Here is an 18,253-nt window from a genome sequence, read left to right as displayed (position 1 = left end):
GCGGGGGGATCGGATGCAGGATCGGCGGCGGTCCCGGAGGCCCGCCGCCGGCGCTGTCGGTGCGAGCCCCCATCGGCGGATGAGGGCGACGCACGCCAGAGAGGAGGAGGCACGGTGTCCGCTCTGGAGTGCGTCGGCGCCGAGCGCCTCGTCATGACGCGGTTCTGTCGGACGCGGGGACGGCCCAGGGCGCCCGACGGGGCCGGTGCGCGGCGTTACAGGCTCGGCGCGCGGTAGTCAACCGGGCGCCACGGCGTCACCCGGAACACCGCCGCGGGATTCACCGCCGGGTCCAGGTAGTAGTGGTGCCAGGCGCCGGTCCACAGGTGCCGGTCGCCGGTCAGCAGGTCCTCGACCTCGAACGCCTGGTCGGCCGGCACGTCCATGTCGGCCAGCGGAAACTCCATCCAGACGTGCTGCGCATCGAAGGGATTGGTGCTGCACAGGACGAAAACCATATTGTCCCGCGCGTCCGTCATCTTCCCATAGAACAGAACGTCGTCGTTTTCGCAGGGATGGAAGCGCAGGTTGGCGAACGTCCACAGCGCCGGGTTGTCCTGGCGGATATGGTTCAGGCGCGCGATCAGGGGCTTGATGTGGCCCGGCCGGTCCCAGTCCCACACCTTGAACTCGTACTTCTCGCTGTTGTTGTACTCTTCCTTGCCCGGAACCGGGTCGTTCTCGCACAACTCGAAGCCGTTGTAGATGCCGTAGGCGCTGGACAGGGTGGCGGCCAGCACGGCGCGGATCATGAAGGCGGGGCGGCCGCCGCGCTGCAGGAACTCGGGCAGGATGTCCGGCGTGTTGGTGAAGAAGTTCGGCTGCATGTACTCGACGCACTCGGTCTGCGTCAGTTCGGTCAGATACTCGACCAGCTCCTGCTTGCGGTTACGCCAGGTGAAGTAGCTGTAGGACTGGGTGAACCCCACCTTGGCCAGCATCTTCATCATCGGCGGCCGCGTGAACGCCTCCGACAGGAACTGCACATGCGGATAGGCCTCCTTCAGGGCGCGGATGACCCACTCCCAGAAGGGCACGGGCTTGGTGTGCGGGTTGTCGACGCGGAAGATGGTGACGCCGTGGCGGATCCAGAAATCGAAGACCTGGCGCAGCTCCTCCCATAGCTCGTACTGATGCGGCCCGAAGAACTCGACGTTGACGATGTCCTGGTACTTCTTGGGCGGGTTTTCGGCATACTTGATGGTGCCGTCCGGGCGGAACTTGAACCACTCCGGATGCTCAGTGACCCATGGGTGGTCCGGCGAGCATTGGATGGCGATGTCCAGCGCCACCTCCATGCCCAGGTGGTTGGCCGAGCGCACCAGCCGTTCGAAGTCCTCGATCGTGCCCAACGCGGGGTGAATCGCCGTGTGTCCGCCCTCCGCAGACCCGATGGCGTACGGGCTGCCGGGCTCATCGGGTCCGGCCACCAGGCTGTTGTTCTTGCCCTTGCGGTGGCTGGTGCCGATGGGATGGATCGGCACCAGGTAGAGCACGTCGAAGCCCAGCGCCCGGATGTCCGGCAACCGGCGGATGCAGTCGTCGAAGGTGGCCCAGCGGCCCGGCTCGGTGCCCTGGGAGCGCGGGAACATCTCGTACCAGGCCGCGAAGCGGGCGCGCACCGGGTCCACCACCAGCGGCAGCGTCAGGTCGTAGCGCACCGCCTCCGACCGGTCGGGCCACCGTGCCATCACGGCCGCCAGGTCCGCCGACAGCATCAGCGGGACCTGGGCGGCCGCCGAGTCGTCGGCATCAAGGCCCTTGAGCACCGTCTTGAGGTAGGTGGCGTCGTCCCCGCTGGCCCGCTGCTGCGCGGCGGCGATCAGGGCGCGCCCCTCCAGCCGCTCCAGCGCCACGTCCTGGCCCGCGTCCACCTTCTTGCGCACCTCGTCGACCCAGGAGGTCCACAGATCGCGCCACGCCTCCAGGGTGTATTCGTAGCGGCCGATGTCGGTGAGCGGCGCGCTGCCTTCCCACAGCGCGAGGCCGTGGTTCACCGACCGCATGGGGTACTCCTGCCACGCGCCCTCGCCGGCGCGGCGCAGCAGCAGAGCCGCGGACAGCGCCCCATGGCCCTCCGCGAAGATGGCCGCGCCGACGCGCAGGGTGTCGCCCTCGCACCGCTTGACGGCAAAGCGGCCATGGTCGATTTCCGGCCGCACCTGCTCAATCACGATGGGCTTGCTGGACAGGGTGGACAGGTCGATGGCCGGCGCCGCCTCGGCGGCGGCCGCGCTCCGCTTGCTCATGATGCTTCCCTACTTGGCGTCCCTGGGATCGTGAACGAAAACCCGCAGCTCGCCGGGGCCGAGCGTCACACCGCCCGTGCCCTCCAGGCGGCCCTTGGCGCGCCCCGGCGTGACCTCCCCCAGCGCGCGCTCGGCCAAGTCGGGCACCGCCGCACGCACCAGCCCGACCGGAACGTGGCCCACCGCCTCCGGGTCGCGGTTGATCAGTGTGACCGCGACGTCCGGGTCGTGTTCGGCGCGGCGGATCAGCATCGCCACGTCCGACCCCAGGTCGACGAACGTCTGCGGACCCTCCCAGTTCAGCACCCGGACGCGCTGCTTCATGTCGTTGACCGCGCCGACGTAGGCCGTCAGATCGAAGGCCGGGGTCTCCCAGTCCTCGGGCCGGGTCTGCACCACGTCCGGTTTGGCGGCGAAGCCGTACTCAAAGCCCATCGGCATCATCAGCCCGCTGGAGAACACCGCCGAGAACAGCAGGGCGCGCCGGTAGGCCGCCTCGATCCGGTCAGGCGCCAGCGTGTCCGGCAGCTCGGCGCGCAGGCGTGGCGTGTCGTGACTCTCCGGAAAGGCGATCGACGGCGCCAGCGAGCGGAAGGCGTTGTACTGCTCCAGCAGCCAGTCCTCGCGGAAGTCCCACCACTTGGCGCTGTTGAAGAGATAGTCGAAGCCGGCCGGGCGCAGACCCTCGATCTCGGGCAGGCGGCAGCCCAGCGTCTCGGCCACGAACACCGTCTCCGGCCGAACCGAGCGGGCGGCGCCGATCAGCTCGGCCCACACCTCCGCCGGCACCTTGTAGGCGGCGTCGCAGCGGAAACCGTCGAAGCCCAGCCCGACGTAGTGCCGCACGATGGCCGCGAACTGGGCCACCATGCGCGCGCGGGCCGGACGCGGCGAAAAGTCCAGCTCGGCCAGGTCGCCCCAGACGGTCTTGTTGTCGGCGTTGGCTGGGTCGATGGCGAACGGGGACTGCACGCCGCCATCGGCCTCGCGCACGTACCAGTCCGGCACCGCGTCGACCCAGGGCGAATCCTTGGCCGTGTGATTGACCACCAGGTCCAGCATGACCTTCAGGCCGTGGTCGTGCGCGGCGGCCAGGAGCGCGCGGATCTGGTCGTCGGCGGGACGGCCGCTGCCGTCGTCGAGCAGCGGATGCAGCGCGTAGTAGTCCTTGACCGCGTACAGGCTGCCCGAGAAGCCGGGATAGTGGATCGGATTCAGATAGATCCAGTCGAAGCGCATGGCCCGGATGCGCGCCAGGTGGTCGTGCCACTGCGCCATCGGGCCGGCCAGCGTCGGGAACAGGTTGTAGATGCGGGGCGCCGGTTCGGCGACGAGCGGCAACAGCATGAGTCCGACCTTGCGATGGGGCGGTGGCCGCAGGGCGTCCAGCGGCCCCGGCGGCATGGCGGGTCCCTGTCCGGGGAACCGGAGATGCTCGAGCCCCGGGCGGGGCGGCGGGATCGGCGGCATGGCGGTCCCAGGGGCCAGGGGGCTGAGCCGCAGGGCGCGGCGCCACAGGGCGCGTTCGGGGGGCGCCGCGCGCCGGTGCGAACCGGTGCGGCGTGTCGCGGACACTAGCATGCCGGTCCGGGTCTCGCGAAGCCCGGATCGGGTCCGCCTATTCGACATTTTCGAAAAGGGTAATAGGGCCGCCGTCCCGGCCGGGCGATCGGGCCGCAGGACCGCACACCCAACATCTGGTAGCGTCACAATCGGGTCATACAAATCGAGGATGACAGCCGCCCCCAAGCGAGCGTATCGTTTTGGCATGGTTTTGACTCGGGAGCCGGCGACCATGGTCCATCGGACGGAGACTCAGGGCACATGGCGCCGGGCCGCCGCATCGGCCCCGCCGCCGCCGTCCGCCCGGGTCCCGACGCTCCCGGACACCGGGTTCGGCGCCCAGCGCCGCACCTCCGCCCCGCACCAGATCCCGCCCCCCTCTGCTGCACGCCCCCGAACTCCCGCGGGGGCGTGTTTCGTTGCGGCTCGGTCCGGCCCGCGCCGCCGCCCCGCCGCGCCTGTCTCCCGTCCCCGCGACCGCTCCGATGGAAAGGACGTGACCGCCATGGCCAAGCGTTCCGCCAAATCCGCCGCCGCCCGCCCGCCGCAGGAGAATGCTCCGGTGCCCCTTCATCCTCTCGGCGTCGGCTGGGACCCGATCGACGGACACCGCGACCAGAGCTACAAGCGCACCGTAAGGCCCCATAACGAGAACCAGCGCCGCCTGATCGAGGCCATGGAGGCGCATCCGCTGACCCTGGCGATCGGACCCGCCGGCACCGGCAAGACCTACCTCGCCATCGCCACCGCCGTGCGCCTCCTGGACGACGGCCGCGTCGACCGCATCGTGCTGTCGCGCCCGGCCGTGGAGGCCGGCGAGGCCCTGGGCTACCTCCCGGGCACCATGGAGGAAAAGCTGCTGCCCTACCTGCGGCCGCTGTACGATGCCCTGTCGGACCGCACCGGCGCCAAGCGCCTGAAGGCCCTGCTGGCCGACGGCACCATCGAGATCGCCCCCATCGCCTACATGCGCGGCCGCACGCTCAACAACTGCTTCGTGGTCATCGACGAGGCCCAGAACTGCACCTACGGGCAGATCAAGATGCTGCTGACCCGCCTGGGCTGGCACTCGCGCATGGTCATCACGGGCGATCCGGACCAGACCGACCTACTGCCCGGGGTCTCGGGCCTGGCCGAGATCGCCGGCCGCCTGGACGCCCTGGACGACATCGCGGTGGTACACCTGACCGACCGCGACGTGGTCCGCCACCCCCTGGTCTCCTGCATGCTGGCGGTGCTGTAAGGACGGCCGGGACGCTTCGGTCCTCCGCCCCGCACTCCCGCGCCGCACTCCCGCCCCGCACTCCCGCCCCGCACTCCCGCACGGGAGCGCGGGACCGAGACGAGGGGTTCGGCCTCGCGCCCACGCGCCCGCGTGGGTGCGGCCGTCCGACCGACCCGTTCTTCCGCACCCTTGCCATCACCCGCCCCGGCGGTCGAAAATCCCCACCAATCGTGGGACCGGGCGGCGCGCGAGACCGGCCCGGCCCGCCGCGCGATCCATGCGCGCCACACACGGAGGGGGAACGGTGGTCCTGCACGAACCGACCGATGACGAACGCTATCTGGCCCAGCCCCGGCTGGCCCCGGTGATCCTGACCACGGCCGCCTGGGCGCTGGGGGCGCTGGCGGCGGCGCTGCTGGTGCTGCTGGACGGCCCGATGCAGACGCGGGCGCTGGCGTTGTACACCGGCAGCTTCGGCGGCCCGACCGGCGGCGATGCCGCTGCGGCCGCCCCGACCTTGCGCCTCGCCGGGGTCGTGGTGTTCGCCATCGCCGGCTTCCTGGTCGGTCTGTTTTCCACCTTCCTGACCGATCTGATCGACGGTGTGCCTAAGGTCTCGCTGCGCTGGAGCGGGCTGGGGCTGGTTGTGCTGTGGATCGTCGCCGTGGCCCCGTTCGCCCTGGTCGGGTTCCCGCTGCTGATCCCGGTGGTCGCCGGACTGGCCGGCTGGATGCGCTCGCGCGGCTTCACGCCGATCTCCCGGCGCACGCAGACGGCCGCCTGGGTGGTGCTGTCGGTGATCGCCATCGGCGCGCTGGGTGTGCTGATGCTGGTGCGGCCGGATCTGGCCACCGTGATCCGGTTCGCCTGAGGCCGACATGTCCACGTCCGACACGACTCCCCGTGCGCCCCTCGACCGCATCGGCATTCTCGGGGCCGGCGCCTGGGGCACGGCCCTGGCCGCCACCGCCCGCCGCGCCGGGCGCGGCGTCACGCTGTGGGCCCGCGAACCCGACGTGGCCGCGGCCATCACGCACGATCATGTCAATCCGGACTTCCTGCCCGGCATCGTACTGCCCGAGGGGCTGGCGGCGACCACCAACCCCGGCGCCGTACTGGACGCGGCCGACGCGGTGCTGCTCGTCACCCCGGCCCAGCACGTGCGCACCGTTTGCGCCGGCCTGGCGGCGCGCTGGCCGGCCGGCCTGCCCGCCGTGATCTGCGCCAAGGGTCTGGAGACCGCCAGCGGCGCCACCATGGGCGAGGTGCTGGCCGAGACCCTGCCGCAGGCCCCGTGCGCCGTGCTGTCCGGCCCCACCTTCGCCACCGAGGTGGCGCGCGGCCTGCCCACCGCCGTGACCCTGGCGTGCGCGGATCGCGCCCTGGGCGAGGCCCTGGTGCACGGCCTGGGCACCGCCACCTTCCGGCCGTACTGGACCGACGACGTGATCGGCGTGCAGGTCGGCGGTGCGGTCAAGAACGTGCTGGCCATCGCCTGCGGCATCGTGGAGGGGCGCGGTCTGGGCGACAACGCCCGCGCCGCCCTCATCACCCGCGGCCTGGCCGAACTGTCGCGGCTCGCGGTCGCGATGGGCGGACGGCCGGATACCCTGCGCGGCCTGTCGGGTCTGGGCGATCTGATGCTCACCGCCACGTCCATGCAGTCGCGCAACTACTCGCTTGGGGTGGCGCTCGGCCAGGGACGCACGCTGACCGACATCCTGGGCGCGCGGCGCTCGGTGGCGGAGGGCGTGCACACCGCCCGCGCGGTGGCGGCGATGGGGGCGCGCCTGGGGGTGGACCTGCCGATCAGCGAGGCGGTGGACGCGGTGCTGAACGCCGGCGCCGATCTGGACAGCACGATCCAGGGCCTGCTGTCGCGGCCGTTCCGCGCGGAACCCGATCAAAGCGCCGTCGGGGCTGGTCGCGGGGTGGCCGCCCCGCCGGACGCCTGCTAAGGTGCCGGTCGCCATCGTTCCGTCGCACCGGAGATTTCCCGACCGATGCTGTTTGCCATTTACTGTCTGGACAAGCCGAACAGCCGCACCCTGCGGCTGGAGACCCGCGCGGCCCACCTGAGCCACGCCAAGGCGCAGGGCGACTCGATCCGGCTCGGCGGCCCGCTGATGACCGACGACGGCCAGGACATGGTGGGCAGCCTGTTGATCGTCGACATGCCGGACAAGGCGGCGGTCGAGGACTTCGTGCGCGACGATCCGTACTACCAGGCCGGGCTGTTCGAGGCGGTTCTGATCCGCCCCTTCAAGCAGGTGCTGCCGGCGCCGGACTGATGCCGCCAGCGACCCGTCCGGCCCTCGACCAGCGGAGCACCGGCCCCATGCTGTGGATGATCAACTGCGTGGACGTGCCCAACAGCGCGCCGATCCGCGCCACGCACCGTGACGCGCACTTTACCCACCTGGAAACCCATGCCGACCATCTCGTCATGGCCGGGCCGTTGCAGAACGACGCCCGCACGGCCAGCGTCGGCAGCCTGATGGTGGTGGACTTCCCGGACCGCGATTCGGCGGTTCAGTTCGCCCAGTCGGATCCCTTCAACAAGGCCGGCGTGTTCGCCTCGGTCACCATCTGTCCGTTCAAGCGGACCCTGCCGGTCGACGAGTAGGAGGCGCGGAGGCGTGGCGCACTGGCTGATGAAGTCGGAACCCGGGGCGTGGTCGTGGGACGATCAGGTGACCGCCGGCGTCGAGTCCTGGGACGGGGTGCGCAACCACCAGGCCGCCAACAACATGAAGGCCATGCGGGTCGGCGACACCGCGTTCTTCTATCACTCGGTCAACGAGAAGCGGATCGTCGGACTCGTGCGCGTGGTGAAGGCGTACTATCCCGACCCCTCCGATGCCTCGGGCCGGTTCGGGATGGTGGACGTGGAGGCGGTAAAGCCCCTGCCCGTCCCCGTCACCCTGGCGGCGATCAAGGCGGATCCGCGCCTGGCCGACCTGCCCCTGATCCGGCAGTCGCGGCTGTCGGTGATGCCGATCCCGGACGACGCCTGGGCCATCCTGTGCGCCATGGGCGGCCTGAACGAGGAAACGGTGTAGCGATCGCCGTCGGGACTCCGGGTCGGGCGTCCGGCCGTTTGAAAAGGCGCCCCTTCCGGATGGAAGGGGCGCAGTCCTCGGGACCGACGGGACCAATCCCGCGTCAAGGCTGAGGGGACAACTCTGCTCCCGGGCCCCACCGCACGGGCGGTGGCCCCGGGCCGCGCGGCGCCGTCGCGGGCGGACGCCTATTCGGCGGCGGCGAACTCGGGTTCCGGCGCCGCGTACCGGGCCTCGAAGTCGCGCAGGGCGGTGCGGTAGCGGGCCGCCGTGACGCTGTCACCGCGCCGCTCGGCCTTCTCCGCCGCGCGTTCCAGCACCTCGCGAATGGTGTAATGGCCCTTGGGCTGGCGGAGGGTCATCTCGGTCCAGGCGGCGGCCAGCATGGGCAGCAGATCCTCGCTCTCGGCGATGGCTGCCACGTAGGACGACGTCGATGCCGTCAGGGCCTTGATGCGTTCCGGATCCAGTCTCATGATCGTGCCTCCATTGCCGTCGCGACCCTTTCGTCGCGACCGTGGCCCGCATGACATCCGGGGAGTCGCTCCCCGGACTCGCCCCCTGGACTCGTCCCGGTCTCGTCCACGACTGGTCCAGGTCGGGCCGCCGGGGCCGCGCCCCGGTCAGGTTCCGGTGCGCCGACCGCACCGGCTCGCTCCGCGGGGGGCCAACCCGCCAGTCCTAGAGCCGCGACCGTTCCCGGTCCAGGATGCGCTCCAGGTGCTCGGCCGTCTCGTAGTCCCCCCGCAACCGGGCCTCACCGGCTCGCTCCGAGAGGAGTTCCACCACGTGGGCGCGCCCGCTGACCGTCGCCACTTCCCGGGCCACCCACTCGGCGGCCACGATGGTGGGCAGTTGCTCACACCCTGCCAGGGCTTCCACCTCGTCCTCATCCATGCCGCAAAAGGCAATGCAGTCCTGGATGGTCAACACGGTCGGGACCTTCCGCGCTGTCTCATGCCGGTGGTTCCTTCCGTTGCGAGGGTGCCCCAGGGGCGCCCATAGGGTTGCCCGATTCGCGCCGGGCTCCGACCTCCTGTCCCTGCCGTCCCCGGCGTCTGCGCCCGACGGATGCTCCGCTGTCGCCGTCCGGTCCGGCTGCGACCATTTCGGCCTCTTGCGGCGCCGTGGTCCAAGGGACAAGCCCATGAGTATGGTGAAACGATACCACTCGGGTACAACGAACGCAAAGGCACGGCGGAACGACGCCAATGGAGACAAGACACTGGCCGACCCGCATCAGGCGAAGGGCCCCTCGACGATGGGCAGAACTTACGCCTTAAGCATGGTTTTGGCGGGTGCGCCGATAGGCCCTTGGCACTATTTTTTCATTCTTTAGGGTCGTTCTTTGGGCTGATGCAGCCCTGCGCCATTCGATACATGGCCCCCTTCAAACGAAGGAGACGCGACGGCGTCCCGTCGTTCGGCGAGCCGTTGCGCAGAAGGATGATGGTCGGGCGGACTGCCCGGCGACCGGTCCAGATCGCCCTTATGTCGGTCCCTGGTACCGGTCGCGGCGCGGACCGGCTGTGCGGGCCGGACCGCCCCCCGGCCGACGCGGCGCCGGAGCCCCGACGCCGGTCCCCTCGTGCCGCCCTCCCGCCGGTCAGTCGGCGGCGCTCGCCATCGGGGTCGCGACCGCCCCCGCTCCCAGGGCGGTTTCCCCGGCGGTCCCGCCGGCGCCCCCAAGCGAGTCCGCCGCGGCCGTCCGTCCGGCGTCGAAGGCGCGGCCGTTCAGGTCGGCCAGGGCCGGCTTGCGAACCCGGAAGCTCTCCACCACCAGCGCCCTCAGGTCGGCGGGCGACAGCGGCAGCAGGTCGGCGGCCGCGCCCAGCATCACGGTGTTCATCAACCGGTGCGTGCCTAGAGACTCGGCGATGTCGCGCGCCTCCACCACGCGGAGATCGAGGCCGCGCGCCCGCAGCGCCCCCACCGGGTCATCCGGATAGGCGAACAGGCCCTGATGCACGACCGGCGGCTTGACCCGCAGGCCGTTCACGACCGCCGTGCCGCCCGGGCGGAGCTGGCCGACCCAACGCAGCGCCTCGGCGGCCTCGAAGCCGATCAGCAGGTCGGCCTCGCCGTCCGGGATGGCGGGGGCCAGCACGCGTGGGCCGAACCGCAAGTGCGAGGTCACGACACCGCCGCGCTGGGCCATGCCGGCCACCTCGGTCTTCTTGGCGTCGTGGCCGGCGGCGACGGCGGCCCGGGCCAACAGTTCAGCCGCGGTCAGCACGCCCTGACCGCCGATGCCGCAGAGCAGGACGTTGGTGACGCGCGCTTCCGGGCGGGTCTCGGGGCTCATGGCCTTACACCTTCTCCAGACGCGGATGGGCCGCCGGGTTCAGCGGGACGATGGCATTCGGGGCGCAGGTCTCAACGCAGGCATTGCAGCCAGTGCAGAAGGCGCTGTCGATGCGCACGAACGCCAGTTCCTTGCTGTGGCCGCTCTTGGTCGTCGTGGTCTCGCGCCGCGTCACCTGAATCGCCGGACAGCCGGTGTTGATGCAACTGCCGCAGCCGGTGCACTCGTCCTCCACCACCGTCAGCGCGGGGCGCGGCGTGTGGCGATCGGTCAGGACGCAGGGCTGGTTGGTGATGATGACCGACACCTCGGGCACCTGGGTCTCCTGACGGATCAGGCGAAACAGCGCCGGCAGTTCGTAGGGGTCGACCGCATGCACCCGCTCCGGTTTGACGCCCATGGCCTGCACCAGGGCGACGAAGTCGACGCGCGGGGCCTCCTGGCCGTGGATGTCAAAGCCAGTGCCCGGGTGCTCCTGACCGCCCGTCATGGCGACCGTGCGGTTGTCCAGGATCATCACCGTGACGTTGGCGCGGTTGTAGACCAGGTTGAGCAGACCCTGCATGCCCATGTGCAGGAAGGTCGAATCCCCGATCACGGCGACCACGGCCTTGCGCGCGTCCTCGCCGCCCTTGGCCATGGCCAGGCCCTGGGCCATGGTCACCGACGCCCCCATGCAGGTGCAGGTATCCATGGCCTGCCACGGGTGGCCGGCGCCCAGGGTGTAGCAGCCGATGTCCCCGGCGATCAAAACGCCGCGGCGCAGCTTGGAGAGGCAGTAGAACGGGCTCAGGTGCGGGCAGCCCGGGCACATGGTGGGCGGGCGCGGGAACACGTCCGGATCGGGGCCGGCCGGAGCGGCGTCGGCGACGACCGCACCGCGCAGGCGCGCGACGCTGTCGCGCAACACCCGCACCGATAGCTCGCCGTGGCGGGGCAGCACGTCCTTGCCCAGGACCGCGACACCGGCGGCCTTCAGGGTCTCCTCGACCAGGGGTTCGGTCTCCTCGACCACCAGCAGACGGTCCACCGTCTCGCCGAACGCCCGGATGCGGTCCACCGGCACCGGCCAGGTCTGGCCCAGCTTGAGGATCGGCGCCTCGGGCAGCGCCTCGCGCGCCGACAGCGCGGCCGGCCCGCTCGCCACCAGGCCCAGCGACCGGTCGGACCCCTCCAGTTCGGTGGTCAGCGGGCTGTCCTCGGCGAGCGCCCGCAGGGTGGCATCGCGCGCGTCCTGCTTCGGCAGCATGGCCTTGGCGTTGACGGGCAGCATGACCCAGCGCCGCGGGTCGCGGATGAAGCCGCGCGGCGGCGGCGCCAGGCGTTCGCCCACCGCCACCACCGTCTTGACGTGGCAGACCCGCGTCGTCAGGCGCAGGATGACCGGGCAGCCCACCTCCTCCGACAGCGCGAACGCGGCCAGGGTGAAGGCGTGGGCCTCCTGGGCATCAGCCGGCTCCAGCATCGGCAGATGGGCGAAGCGGCCCCAGTAGCGACTGTCCTGCTCGTTCTGGCTCGACGACAGGCCGACATCGTCGGCCACGGCCAGCACCAGGCCGCCGTGACAGCCCGCCAGCGCCTGGCTCATCAGGGCGTCGGCGGCCACGTTCATGCCCACGTGCTTCATGGCGCAGAACGCGCGTGCGCCCGCGAGCGAGGCGCCGATCGCGACCTCCAGCGAGACCTTCTCGTTGACGCTCCACTGGGCGTCGACGTCCGGGTAACGGGCCAGCGTCTCCAGGATCTCGGTGGACGGCGTGCCCGGATAGGCGGTCGCCAGTGCGGCCCCGGCCTCCCAGACGGCGCGCGCCACCGCCTCGTTGCCGGACAGCAGCACCCGACCGCCGGCCGCGATCTCGGTGAGGGCGTTCATGGCCTTGGACTCCCCCCTGCCTGCCGCGGGCCGGCGCCGTGGCTCCGGCGCTCCTGCGAGCGGCGCGACGGTTGTGGTGATGGCGGGGACCGGCCACCCGGCCGCGGCGGATCACCCCCGACCCGCGGGACCGCCCCCCGAACCCTCGCGTTTACCGTGGGGGGCCGGCAGCGTCAACCCGGCGCGACAACGTTCATCGCCCGCCGTGTGGCCGGGGCCCCGACCGGCGGATCATGCCGCCGAAGCGTCGCGCCGGCGGGCGATGCCGGTGAAGGCCGGCCCGTTCACATGATCGGGCTGTTCGTCGAGGACGGTGAACTCGAACCCCAGGCTGTCCAGCAGCGAGAACCAGCTCGCCCGCGCCATCCAGTGCGTGGCCGGCCGCAGCCCGCCGCAGAACTTCCGCGATTTCAGGGCATCGCCGTATTCCAGGCGGTAGCCCTGCGCCTCAAAGCCCTCGAACGACAGCGCGACCGGCTGCATGTCGAACGTGCCGCGGTGATGGCGGTCCATCGTCTCGGCATCGTAGTAGTGCGACCAGATGCCGATGGCCGGAGCGATGCGGCACAGGTGAACCAGCGTCCGGACCGGATTGTGCGCATGATAGATCACGCCGGAGGCCAGCACGAAGTCCACCGCCGGGGCCGTCTCCAGATAGGGATCGAAGTTGCCGAGCAGGAACCGCACCCGCTCCAGGCCCATCACCTCCTTCACGATCAGGCACTTCAGGAAAGCCCGGGTGTTGGCCTCGATGGACACGATGGACGCCGCGCCGGCCTGGTGCATCATCGCCGCATGACCACCCTCCAGCGGCCCGAGTTCCAGCACCCGCTTGCCCGCGAACCCGCCGATCTGGTCGCCGAACGCGCGGATGCGGTCGTCGTCGAACAGCCCCAGCTCGCCGCTGACCAGGTCTCCGGGCAGGCGCGAGAACCATTGCCCCTTGAACAGGTCGACCGCGTTCTGATCGCTGGGAGCGTCGGTGACATAGGCGTCGAGCGCATTGAAGGCGCCACTGCCGGCCGCCTCGCCGCTGGCCGGCGGTGGGCCCAGCCGTTCGAAAAGGCGTCCCGCCGCACGGCGGCCCCACCGACCGGCGCGGCGAACGAGGGCGGGGGTGCTCCTGGGAAGGGTCATGGGTCGAGCCTCGGTGGTCTGGCGGCCGGACATGGCGGGGGACGCGGTGGTCGGGCCAACGCCGGCCGGCCCCCGGCCCCGGTGATCCGCCGCGTCGCTGGCCGCACTGTTGTCCCGACCGCGCGCAGGGTCAAGCCGGGCGGGGCCGCCCCGCGTCGTCGCTCACCGGGTCCGGCCCTCCGCTCTGTCGATCCCGTCTGTCGACCAAGGGGGTGACGGCCGCGCCGCCCCGCCCCACATCAGGGCCATCGACGAACCAACACGGACGGCACGCCGCGGTGGTCTGGCAACGGGGGTCCGGCGTGGTAAGGTGCGGGGGGCCCCACCTCCGCGCGCGGCCGCAGGGCCGGGTCACCGTGCCACCGCACGGTCGACCCGCGCTCCCGTGACCCGTCCGCCCGCCACCCGTCCCCGCCACCCGTCCCCGCCACCCGTCACAGAGACCGGACAGCGAGACCGCCATGACCGAGACACCGCATCGTCCCCGCCCCGTCGTTCTGTGCATCCTGGACGGCTGGGGCCATCGCGAGGAGACCGCCGACAACGCCATCGCGATGGCGGACACGCCCACCTGGGACCGCTTCCTGCACGACTATCCGCACACCCTGATCGAGACCAGTGGTGGGGACGTCGGGCTCCCGCACGGACAGATGGGCAACTCCGAGGTCGGGCACATGAACCTGGGGGCCGGCCGCGTGGTGGTGCAGGACCTGCCGCGCATCGACGGCGCGGTCAGGGACGGCTCGCTCGGCCGCACCCCGGCGCTGACCGATCTGATCGACAAACTGAAGGCCAGCGGCGGCGCCTGCCACCTGATGGGGCTGATGTCGCCCGGCGGCGTGCACTCGCATCAGGACCACATGGTGGCCCTGGCCAAGACGCTGGGGGAGCACGGCGTGCCGGTGGTCGTGCATGCCTTCATGGACGGCCGCGACACCCCGCCCTCGGCCGGCCGCGGCTACCTCAAGCGATTCCTGGAGGACGTCGCCGGCGTTCCCGACTGCCGCGTCGGCGTGGTCTCCGGGCGCTACTACGCCATGGACCGCGACAAGCGCTGGGACCGCGTCGAGCTGGCCTACACCGCCATGGTCGACGGCGACGGCGCGGCGCGGGCGGACGACCCCCTGGCGGGCATCCAGGCGGCCTACGACCGTGGCGAGACCGACGAGTTCATCAAGCCGATCGTGATCGGCGATTACGCCGGCATGGCCGACGGCGACGGCGTCTTGATGGCGAACTTCCGCGCCGACCGGGCGCGCGAGATCCTGGCCGCGCTGCTCGATCCCGGTTTCGACGGCTTCACGCGGCGGCGCGTGGTGGCCTTCGCCGGCGCCGCCGGGATGGCGGAGTACTCCAAGGCGCACAACGCCTGGATGGACACCCTGTTCCCGCCGCTGGCGCTGACCCACATCCTGGGCGAGGTGGTCGCCGAGGCGGGCCTGACGCAGCTCCGCATCGCGGAGACGGAGAAGTACGCCCACGTCACGTTTTTCTTCAATGGCGGCGAGGAAACGCAGTTCGAGGGCGAAGACCGCATCCTGGTGCCCAGCCCCAGGGTGGCGACCTACGACCTGCAGCCGGAGATGAGCGCGCCCGAAGTTACCGACCGCATGGTCGAGGCCATCGGGTCCGGCACCTACGATGTCATCATCCTGAACTATGCCAATGGTGACATGGTGGGGCACACCGGCGTTCTGGCCGCCGCGATGAAGGCCGCCGAGACCGTGGACCACGCGCTGGCGCGGCTGGAGGACGCGGTCAAGGCGGCCGGCGGAACCATGCTAGTGACGGCCGACCACGGCAACCTGGAGCTGATGAAGGACCCGGAAACGGGCGAGCCCTACACCGCGCACACGGTCGGCAAGGTGCCCGCCGTACTGGTCAACGGCCCGGCCGGGGCCACCCTGCACGAAGGGCGCCTGGCCGACGTGGCCCCCACGCTGCTGGCCCTGATGGGACTCCCGCAGCCGGAGGAGATGACAGGTCAGCCCCTTGTGGACGGAGAAACGACACGTCATGCGGCGCGGGCCGGGGCGGTGGCCTGACCACCGCACGCCGTTGACCCGGGCCGCGCGCCTGGCGGTGGCGGGCACGGCTCTGCTGGCGGCTCCGGCGGTGGGGGCTGTTGGCGTGGCCTGGGGCCAGCCCTCGGATCCGGCCCAGGCGCTGGAATCGGTCGAGGAGCGGCTGGCGGCGGAGCGCGCGGCGCGCGCCGACCTCCAGGCCAAGCGCGAGGCGCTGGCCGAGGAACTGCGCCGGGTGCGCGCCCAGGTGATCGACAGCGCGGCCGCCATCCAGGATGCCGAGGAGAACCTGTCACGCCTGGAGAGCCGCCTGACGGCGCTGCGCGCGGAACGCGCCCGCATCGCCGAAACCCTGTCGCTGCGCGACGAGCAACTCGCCCGGGTGCTGACCGCCATCCAGCGCCTGGCCTGGCGCCCCACGGAAGCCCTCCTGGTGCAGCCGGCGCCGCCGGCCGACACGGTGCGCGGCGCCATCCTGCTGCGGGCCGCGATCCCGCAGATCGAGGAACGCGCCCGCGTGCTGGCCCGGGAACTGGAGTCCCTGAGCGGCCTGGACGCCGCCATTTCCGCCCAGCGCGCCGAAATCGCCGCCGAAACGGCGGCCCTCAAGGCGGCCCACGGCCGCCTCGAAGCCCTGTTCGACCGCAAGGCGGCGTTGCAACGCGACACTCTGGAGCGCGAGCGCGAGGCGGCCCTGCGGGTGGACCGCCTGGGCGAAGAGGCCGCCAGCCTGCGCGACCTGATGGAGCGGCTGCGCGCCGAGCGCGACCGCCGTGACGCCCTGGCGGCCCTGACCCGGGCCATGGCGGCGCGCGCGGCCGGCATGGCCGCGGCCGAGGCGGCGGCGCAGGAGCAAGAGGCCGCCGGACGGGCCGACGCGGACCGGAGCGGAGCCGGGACCAGGGCGGGCGCCGGCTCCCCGAGCGCTGATGCCGGCGCGGGCGTCGCCGGACCGCCGATGCCCCCCGAAGAGCCGGCGGAGCCGGTGCTCGCGGCCGCGCCAGCCCGCGCCTTCGCCTCCGGCAAGGGCACCATGCCGATGCCGGCGCGCGGCCCCCTCCTGACCCGATACGGCGAGCCCGACGACATGGGTGGGGCCAGCAAGGGGGTCACCGTGCGCACCCGGCCCGGCGCCCAGGTGGTGGCCCCGTTCGACGGCACCGTCGCCTTCGCCGGACCGTTCCGGGGGTATGGCCTTCTCTTGATTATCGAACATACCGACGGATATCATTCCCTGCTCGCTGGAATGAGCCGGTTGGACGCGCGCGTAGGCCAGAGCGTGCGGGCCGGGGAACCCGTCGGCATCATGGCGGGCGGCCTGGATACCGTCCCGGGAACCGCTACAGGTGCCGCCGCCGGGACCGCGGGGGCCGGCGGCCCGACCCTCTACATCGAATTGCGCCGGGATGGCCGGCCCATCAACCCCCTGCCCTGGCTGGCGGCGGGCTCGGACACTGGAAAGGGATGATGCGCAAGACCTTCGTGATCATTGCCAGCGGCGCTATCGCCCTGATGGCCCTGGCCACCGTCCAACTGGCGCCGAGCGCGTCGGCCCAGGACGACGAGACCTATCGCCTGATGGAGCTGTTCGCCACCGTGTTCGAGCGGGTCAAGCAGGACTACGTGGAACAGGTGGAGGACCGGGAGCTGATGGAAGCGGCCATCAACGGCATGCTGACGTCACTCGACCCCCATTCCAGCTACCTGAACCGCGATCACTTCAAGGACATGCAGGTGCAGACCCGGGGCGAGTTCGGCGGCCTGGGCATCGAGGTGACGATGGAGAACGGCCTGGTGAAGGTGGTTTCGCCCATCGACGACACCCCGGCCGCCCGCGCTGGCCTGGAGCCGGGCGACTACATCACCCATCTCGACGGCGCCGCCGTCACCGGCATGACCCTGAACGAGGCGGTGGACATGATGCGCGGCCGGGTCGGCACCGACATCGTGCTGACCGTGCGGCGCGAGACCCGCGAGCCGTTCGACGTCACCATCACCCGCGACGTCATCACCATCAAGTCGGTGCGCCACCGCATGGAGGGCGAGGACGTCGGCTACCTGCGGGTCACCTCGTTCACCGAGCAGACCGACTCCGGGCTGCGCGACTCCGTCGAGGCGCTGAAGGACGAGGCCGGCGACACGCTCAAGGGCTTCGTGCTCGACCTGCGCAACAACCCCGGCGGCCTCCTCGACCAGGCCGTGGCGGTGGCCGACGCCTTCCTCGACAAGGGCGAGATCGTCTCCACCCGGGCCCGCGATCTGGACGACACCCAGCGCTTCAACGCCCGACCCGGCGACCTCGCCGGCGGCCTGCCGATGGTGGTCATCATCAACGGCGGCTCGGCCTCGGCCTCGGAGATCGTGGCCGGCGCGCTCCAGGACCACGGCCGGGCCCTGGTCGTGGGCACCGACAGCTTCGGCAAGGGCTCGGTGCAGACCATTGTGCCGTTGCCCGGCAACGGCGCCATGCGCATCACCACGGCGCGCTACTACACGCCGTCCGGGCGGTCGATCCAGGCCAAGGGCATCGAGCCCGACATCCTGGTGCCGCCGGCCCGTCTGGAGCTGATGGACACCTCGCGGCGGCGCACCGAGGCCGACCTCCGCAACGCGCTGGACGTCGACGCCGGCGGCGATGCGGGCGCCACCGACGAACCCGGGGGGCACCCGGATGCGTCCGACGCGAATGCGGAGGCCGAGAGCGACGACGGCCTGAGCGACTACCAGCTCACCCGCGCGGTCGACCTGCTCCGCGGCCTGGCCCTGTACCGCGAACGGGCCGCCCTGCAGTAGGGCAGCGCCCCCGCCCGGCGTC

The 18,253-nt window shown here is 71.5% G+C and carries 16 protein-coding genes; 9 read left to right on the top strand and 7 right to left on the bottom strand.

Annotated features, from left to right (window positions below):
* Positions 1-215 precede the first annotated feature (215 nt).
* Complete coding sequence (locus tag GGD88_RS11460; protein ID WP_184435542.1) at positions 216-2,249, bottom strand: maltotransferase domain-containing protein; 2,034 nt, start codon at positions 2,247-2,249, stop codon at positions 216-218.
* A gap of 9 nt (positions 2,250-2,258) precedes the next feature.
* Positions 2,259-3,653 carry an alpha-amylase family glycosyl hydrolase gene (locus GGD88_RS11455; protein WP_184435541.1) on the bottom strand — a complete coding sequence of 465 codons (1,395 nt, stop codon included), beginning with the start codon at positions 3,651-3,653 and terminating at the stop codon, positions 2,259-2,261.
* 664 nt (positions 3,654-4,317) lie between these two features.
* Here GGD88_RS11455 and GGD88_RS11450 point away from each other — a divergent pair.
* The 6 genes from GGD88_RS11450 to GGD88_RS11425 all read left to right on the top strand — a co-directional run bounded on the left by GGD88_RS11450 (position 4,318) and on the right by GGD88_RS11425 (position 8,099).
* Entirely contained in the window at positions 4,318-5,055 is a 738-nt protein-coding gene (locus GGD88_RS11450) for a PhoH family protein (RefSeq protein ID WP_184435540.1), read from the top strand.
* A gap of 286 nt (positions 5,056-5,341) precedes the next feature.
* The gene (locus GGD88_RS11445; protein ID WP_184435538.1) at positions 5,342-5,908 is read left to right on the top strand and encodes a hypothetical protein; all 567 of its coding nucleotides are present in this window, start codon (positions 5,342-5,344) and stop codon (positions 5,906-5,908) included.
* Between the two features lie 7 nt (positions 5,909-5,915).
* The gene (locus GGD88_RS11440) at positions 5,916-6,995 is read left to right on the top strand and encodes an NAD(P)H-dependent glycerol-3-phosphate dehydrogenase (protein ID WP_184435536.1); all 1,080 of its coding nucleotides are present in this window, start codon (positions 5,916-5,918) and stop codon (positions 6,993-6,995) included.
* A 45-nt stretch (positions 6,996-7,040) separates the two neighbouring features.
* Complete coding sequence (locus GGD88_RS11435) at positions 7,041-7,328, top strand: YciI family protein (RefSeq protein WP_184435535.1); 288 nt, start codon at positions 7,041-7,043, stop codon at positions 7,326-7,328.
* A gap of 47 nt (positions 7,329-7,375) precedes the next feature.
* Positions 7,376-7,663 carry a YciI family protein gene (locus GGD88_RS11430; protein ID WP_184435534.1) on the top strand — a complete coding sequence of 96 codons (288 nt, stop codon included), beginning with the start codon at positions 7,376-7,378 and terminating at the stop codon, positions 7,661-7,663.
* Between the two features lie 13 nt (positions 7,664-7,676).
* Positions 7,677-8,099 carry an EVE domain-containing protein gene (locus tag GGD88_RS11425; RefSeq protein ID WP_184435533.1) on the top strand — a complete coding sequence of 141 codons (423 nt, stop codon included), beginning with the start codon at positions 7,677-7,679 and terminating at the stop codon, positions 8,097-8,099.
* A gap of 188 nt (positions 8,100-8,287) precedes the next feature.
* Here GGD88_RS11425 and GGD88_RS11420 read toward each other — a convergent pair whose 3' ends face one another.
* The 5 genes from GGD88_RS11420 to GGD88_RS11400 all read right to left on the bottom strand — a co-directional run bounded on the left by GGD88_RS11420 (position 8,288) and on the right by GGD88_RS11400 (position 13,414).
* Complete coding sequence (locus GGD88_RS11420) at positions 8,288-8,575, bottom strand: hypothetical protein (protein WP_184435532.1); 288 nt, start codon at positions 8,573-8,575, stop codon at positions 8,288-8,290.
* A 205-nt stretch (positions 8,576-8,780) separates the two neighbouring features.
* Positions 8,781-9,032 carry a hypothetical protein gene (locus tag GGD88_RS11415; protein ID WP_184435531.1) on the bottom strand — a complete coding sequence of 84 codons (252 nt, stop codon included), beginning with the start codon at positions 9,030-9,032 and terminating at the stop codon, positions 8,781-8,783.
* Between the two features lie 673 nt (positions 9,033-9,705).
* The gene (locus tag GGD88_RS11410; RefSeq protein ID WP_184435530.1) at positions 9,706-10,404 is read right to left on the bottom strand and encodes an indolepyruvate oxidoreductase subunit beta; all 699 of its coding nucleotides are present in this window, start codon (positions 10,402-10,404) and stop codon (positions 9,706-9,708) included.
* A 4-nt stretch (positions 10,405-10,408) separates the two neighbouring features.
* Positions 10,409-12,277: a thiamine pyrophosphate-dependent enzyme gene (locus tag GGD88_RS11405; protein WP_184435529.1), complete on the bottom strand. Its 1,869-nt coding sequence runs from the start codon at positions 12,275-12,277 to the stop codon at positions 10,409-10,411.
* Positions 12,278-12,508: 231 nt separating this feature from the next.
* Positions 12,509-13,414, bottom strand: coding sequence for a class I SAM-dependent methyltransferase (locus GGD88_RS11400; protein ID WP_184435528.1), 906 nt, complete (start codon positions 13,412-13,414; stop codon positions 12,509-12,511).
* A 461-nt stretch (positions 13,415-13,875) separates the two neighbouring features.
* Here GGD88_RS11400 and gpmI point away from each other — a divergent pair, with 461 nt between their 5' ends.
* From gpmI to GGD88_RS11385, 3 genes are read left to right on the top strand one after another with little or no spacing between them, the layout of a single operon-like run.
* The gene (gpmI, locus tag GGD88_RS11395; protein WP_184435527.1) at positions 13,876-15,459 is read left to right on the top strand and encodes a 2,3-bisphosphoglycerate-independent phosphoglycerate mutase; all 1,584 of its coding nucleotides are present in this window, start codon (positions 13,876-13,878) and stop codon (positions 15,457-15,459) included.
* On the top strand, positions 15,431-16,906 hold the full coding sequence (locus GGD88_RS19165; protein WP_184435525.1) for a murein hydrolase activator EnvC family protein: 1,476 nt from the start codon (positions 15,431-15,433) through the stop codon (positions 16,904-16,906). Before gpmI ends, GGD88_RS19165 begins: the two co-directional genes overlap by 29 nt.
* A complete protein-coding gene (locus tag GGD88_RS11385; protein WP_184435524.1) occupies positions 16,903-18,231 on the top strand; it encodes a S41 family peptidase in 1,329 nt (442 codons plus the stop codon). Before GGD88_RS19165 ends, GGD88_RS11385 begins: the two co-directional genes overlap by 4 nt.
* The last annotated feature ends 22 nt before the right edge of the window (positions 18,232-18,253 follow it).

The organism is Roseospira goensis (assembly GCF_014197795.1).
Taxonomy (GTDB): domain Bacteria; phylum Pseudomonadota; class Alphaproteobacteria; order Rhodospirillales; family Rhodospirillaceae; genus Rhodospira; species Rhodospira goensis.
Note: the sequence above shows the minus strand (reverse complement) of the source record. Positions and strands in the feature narration are given on the sequence as shown.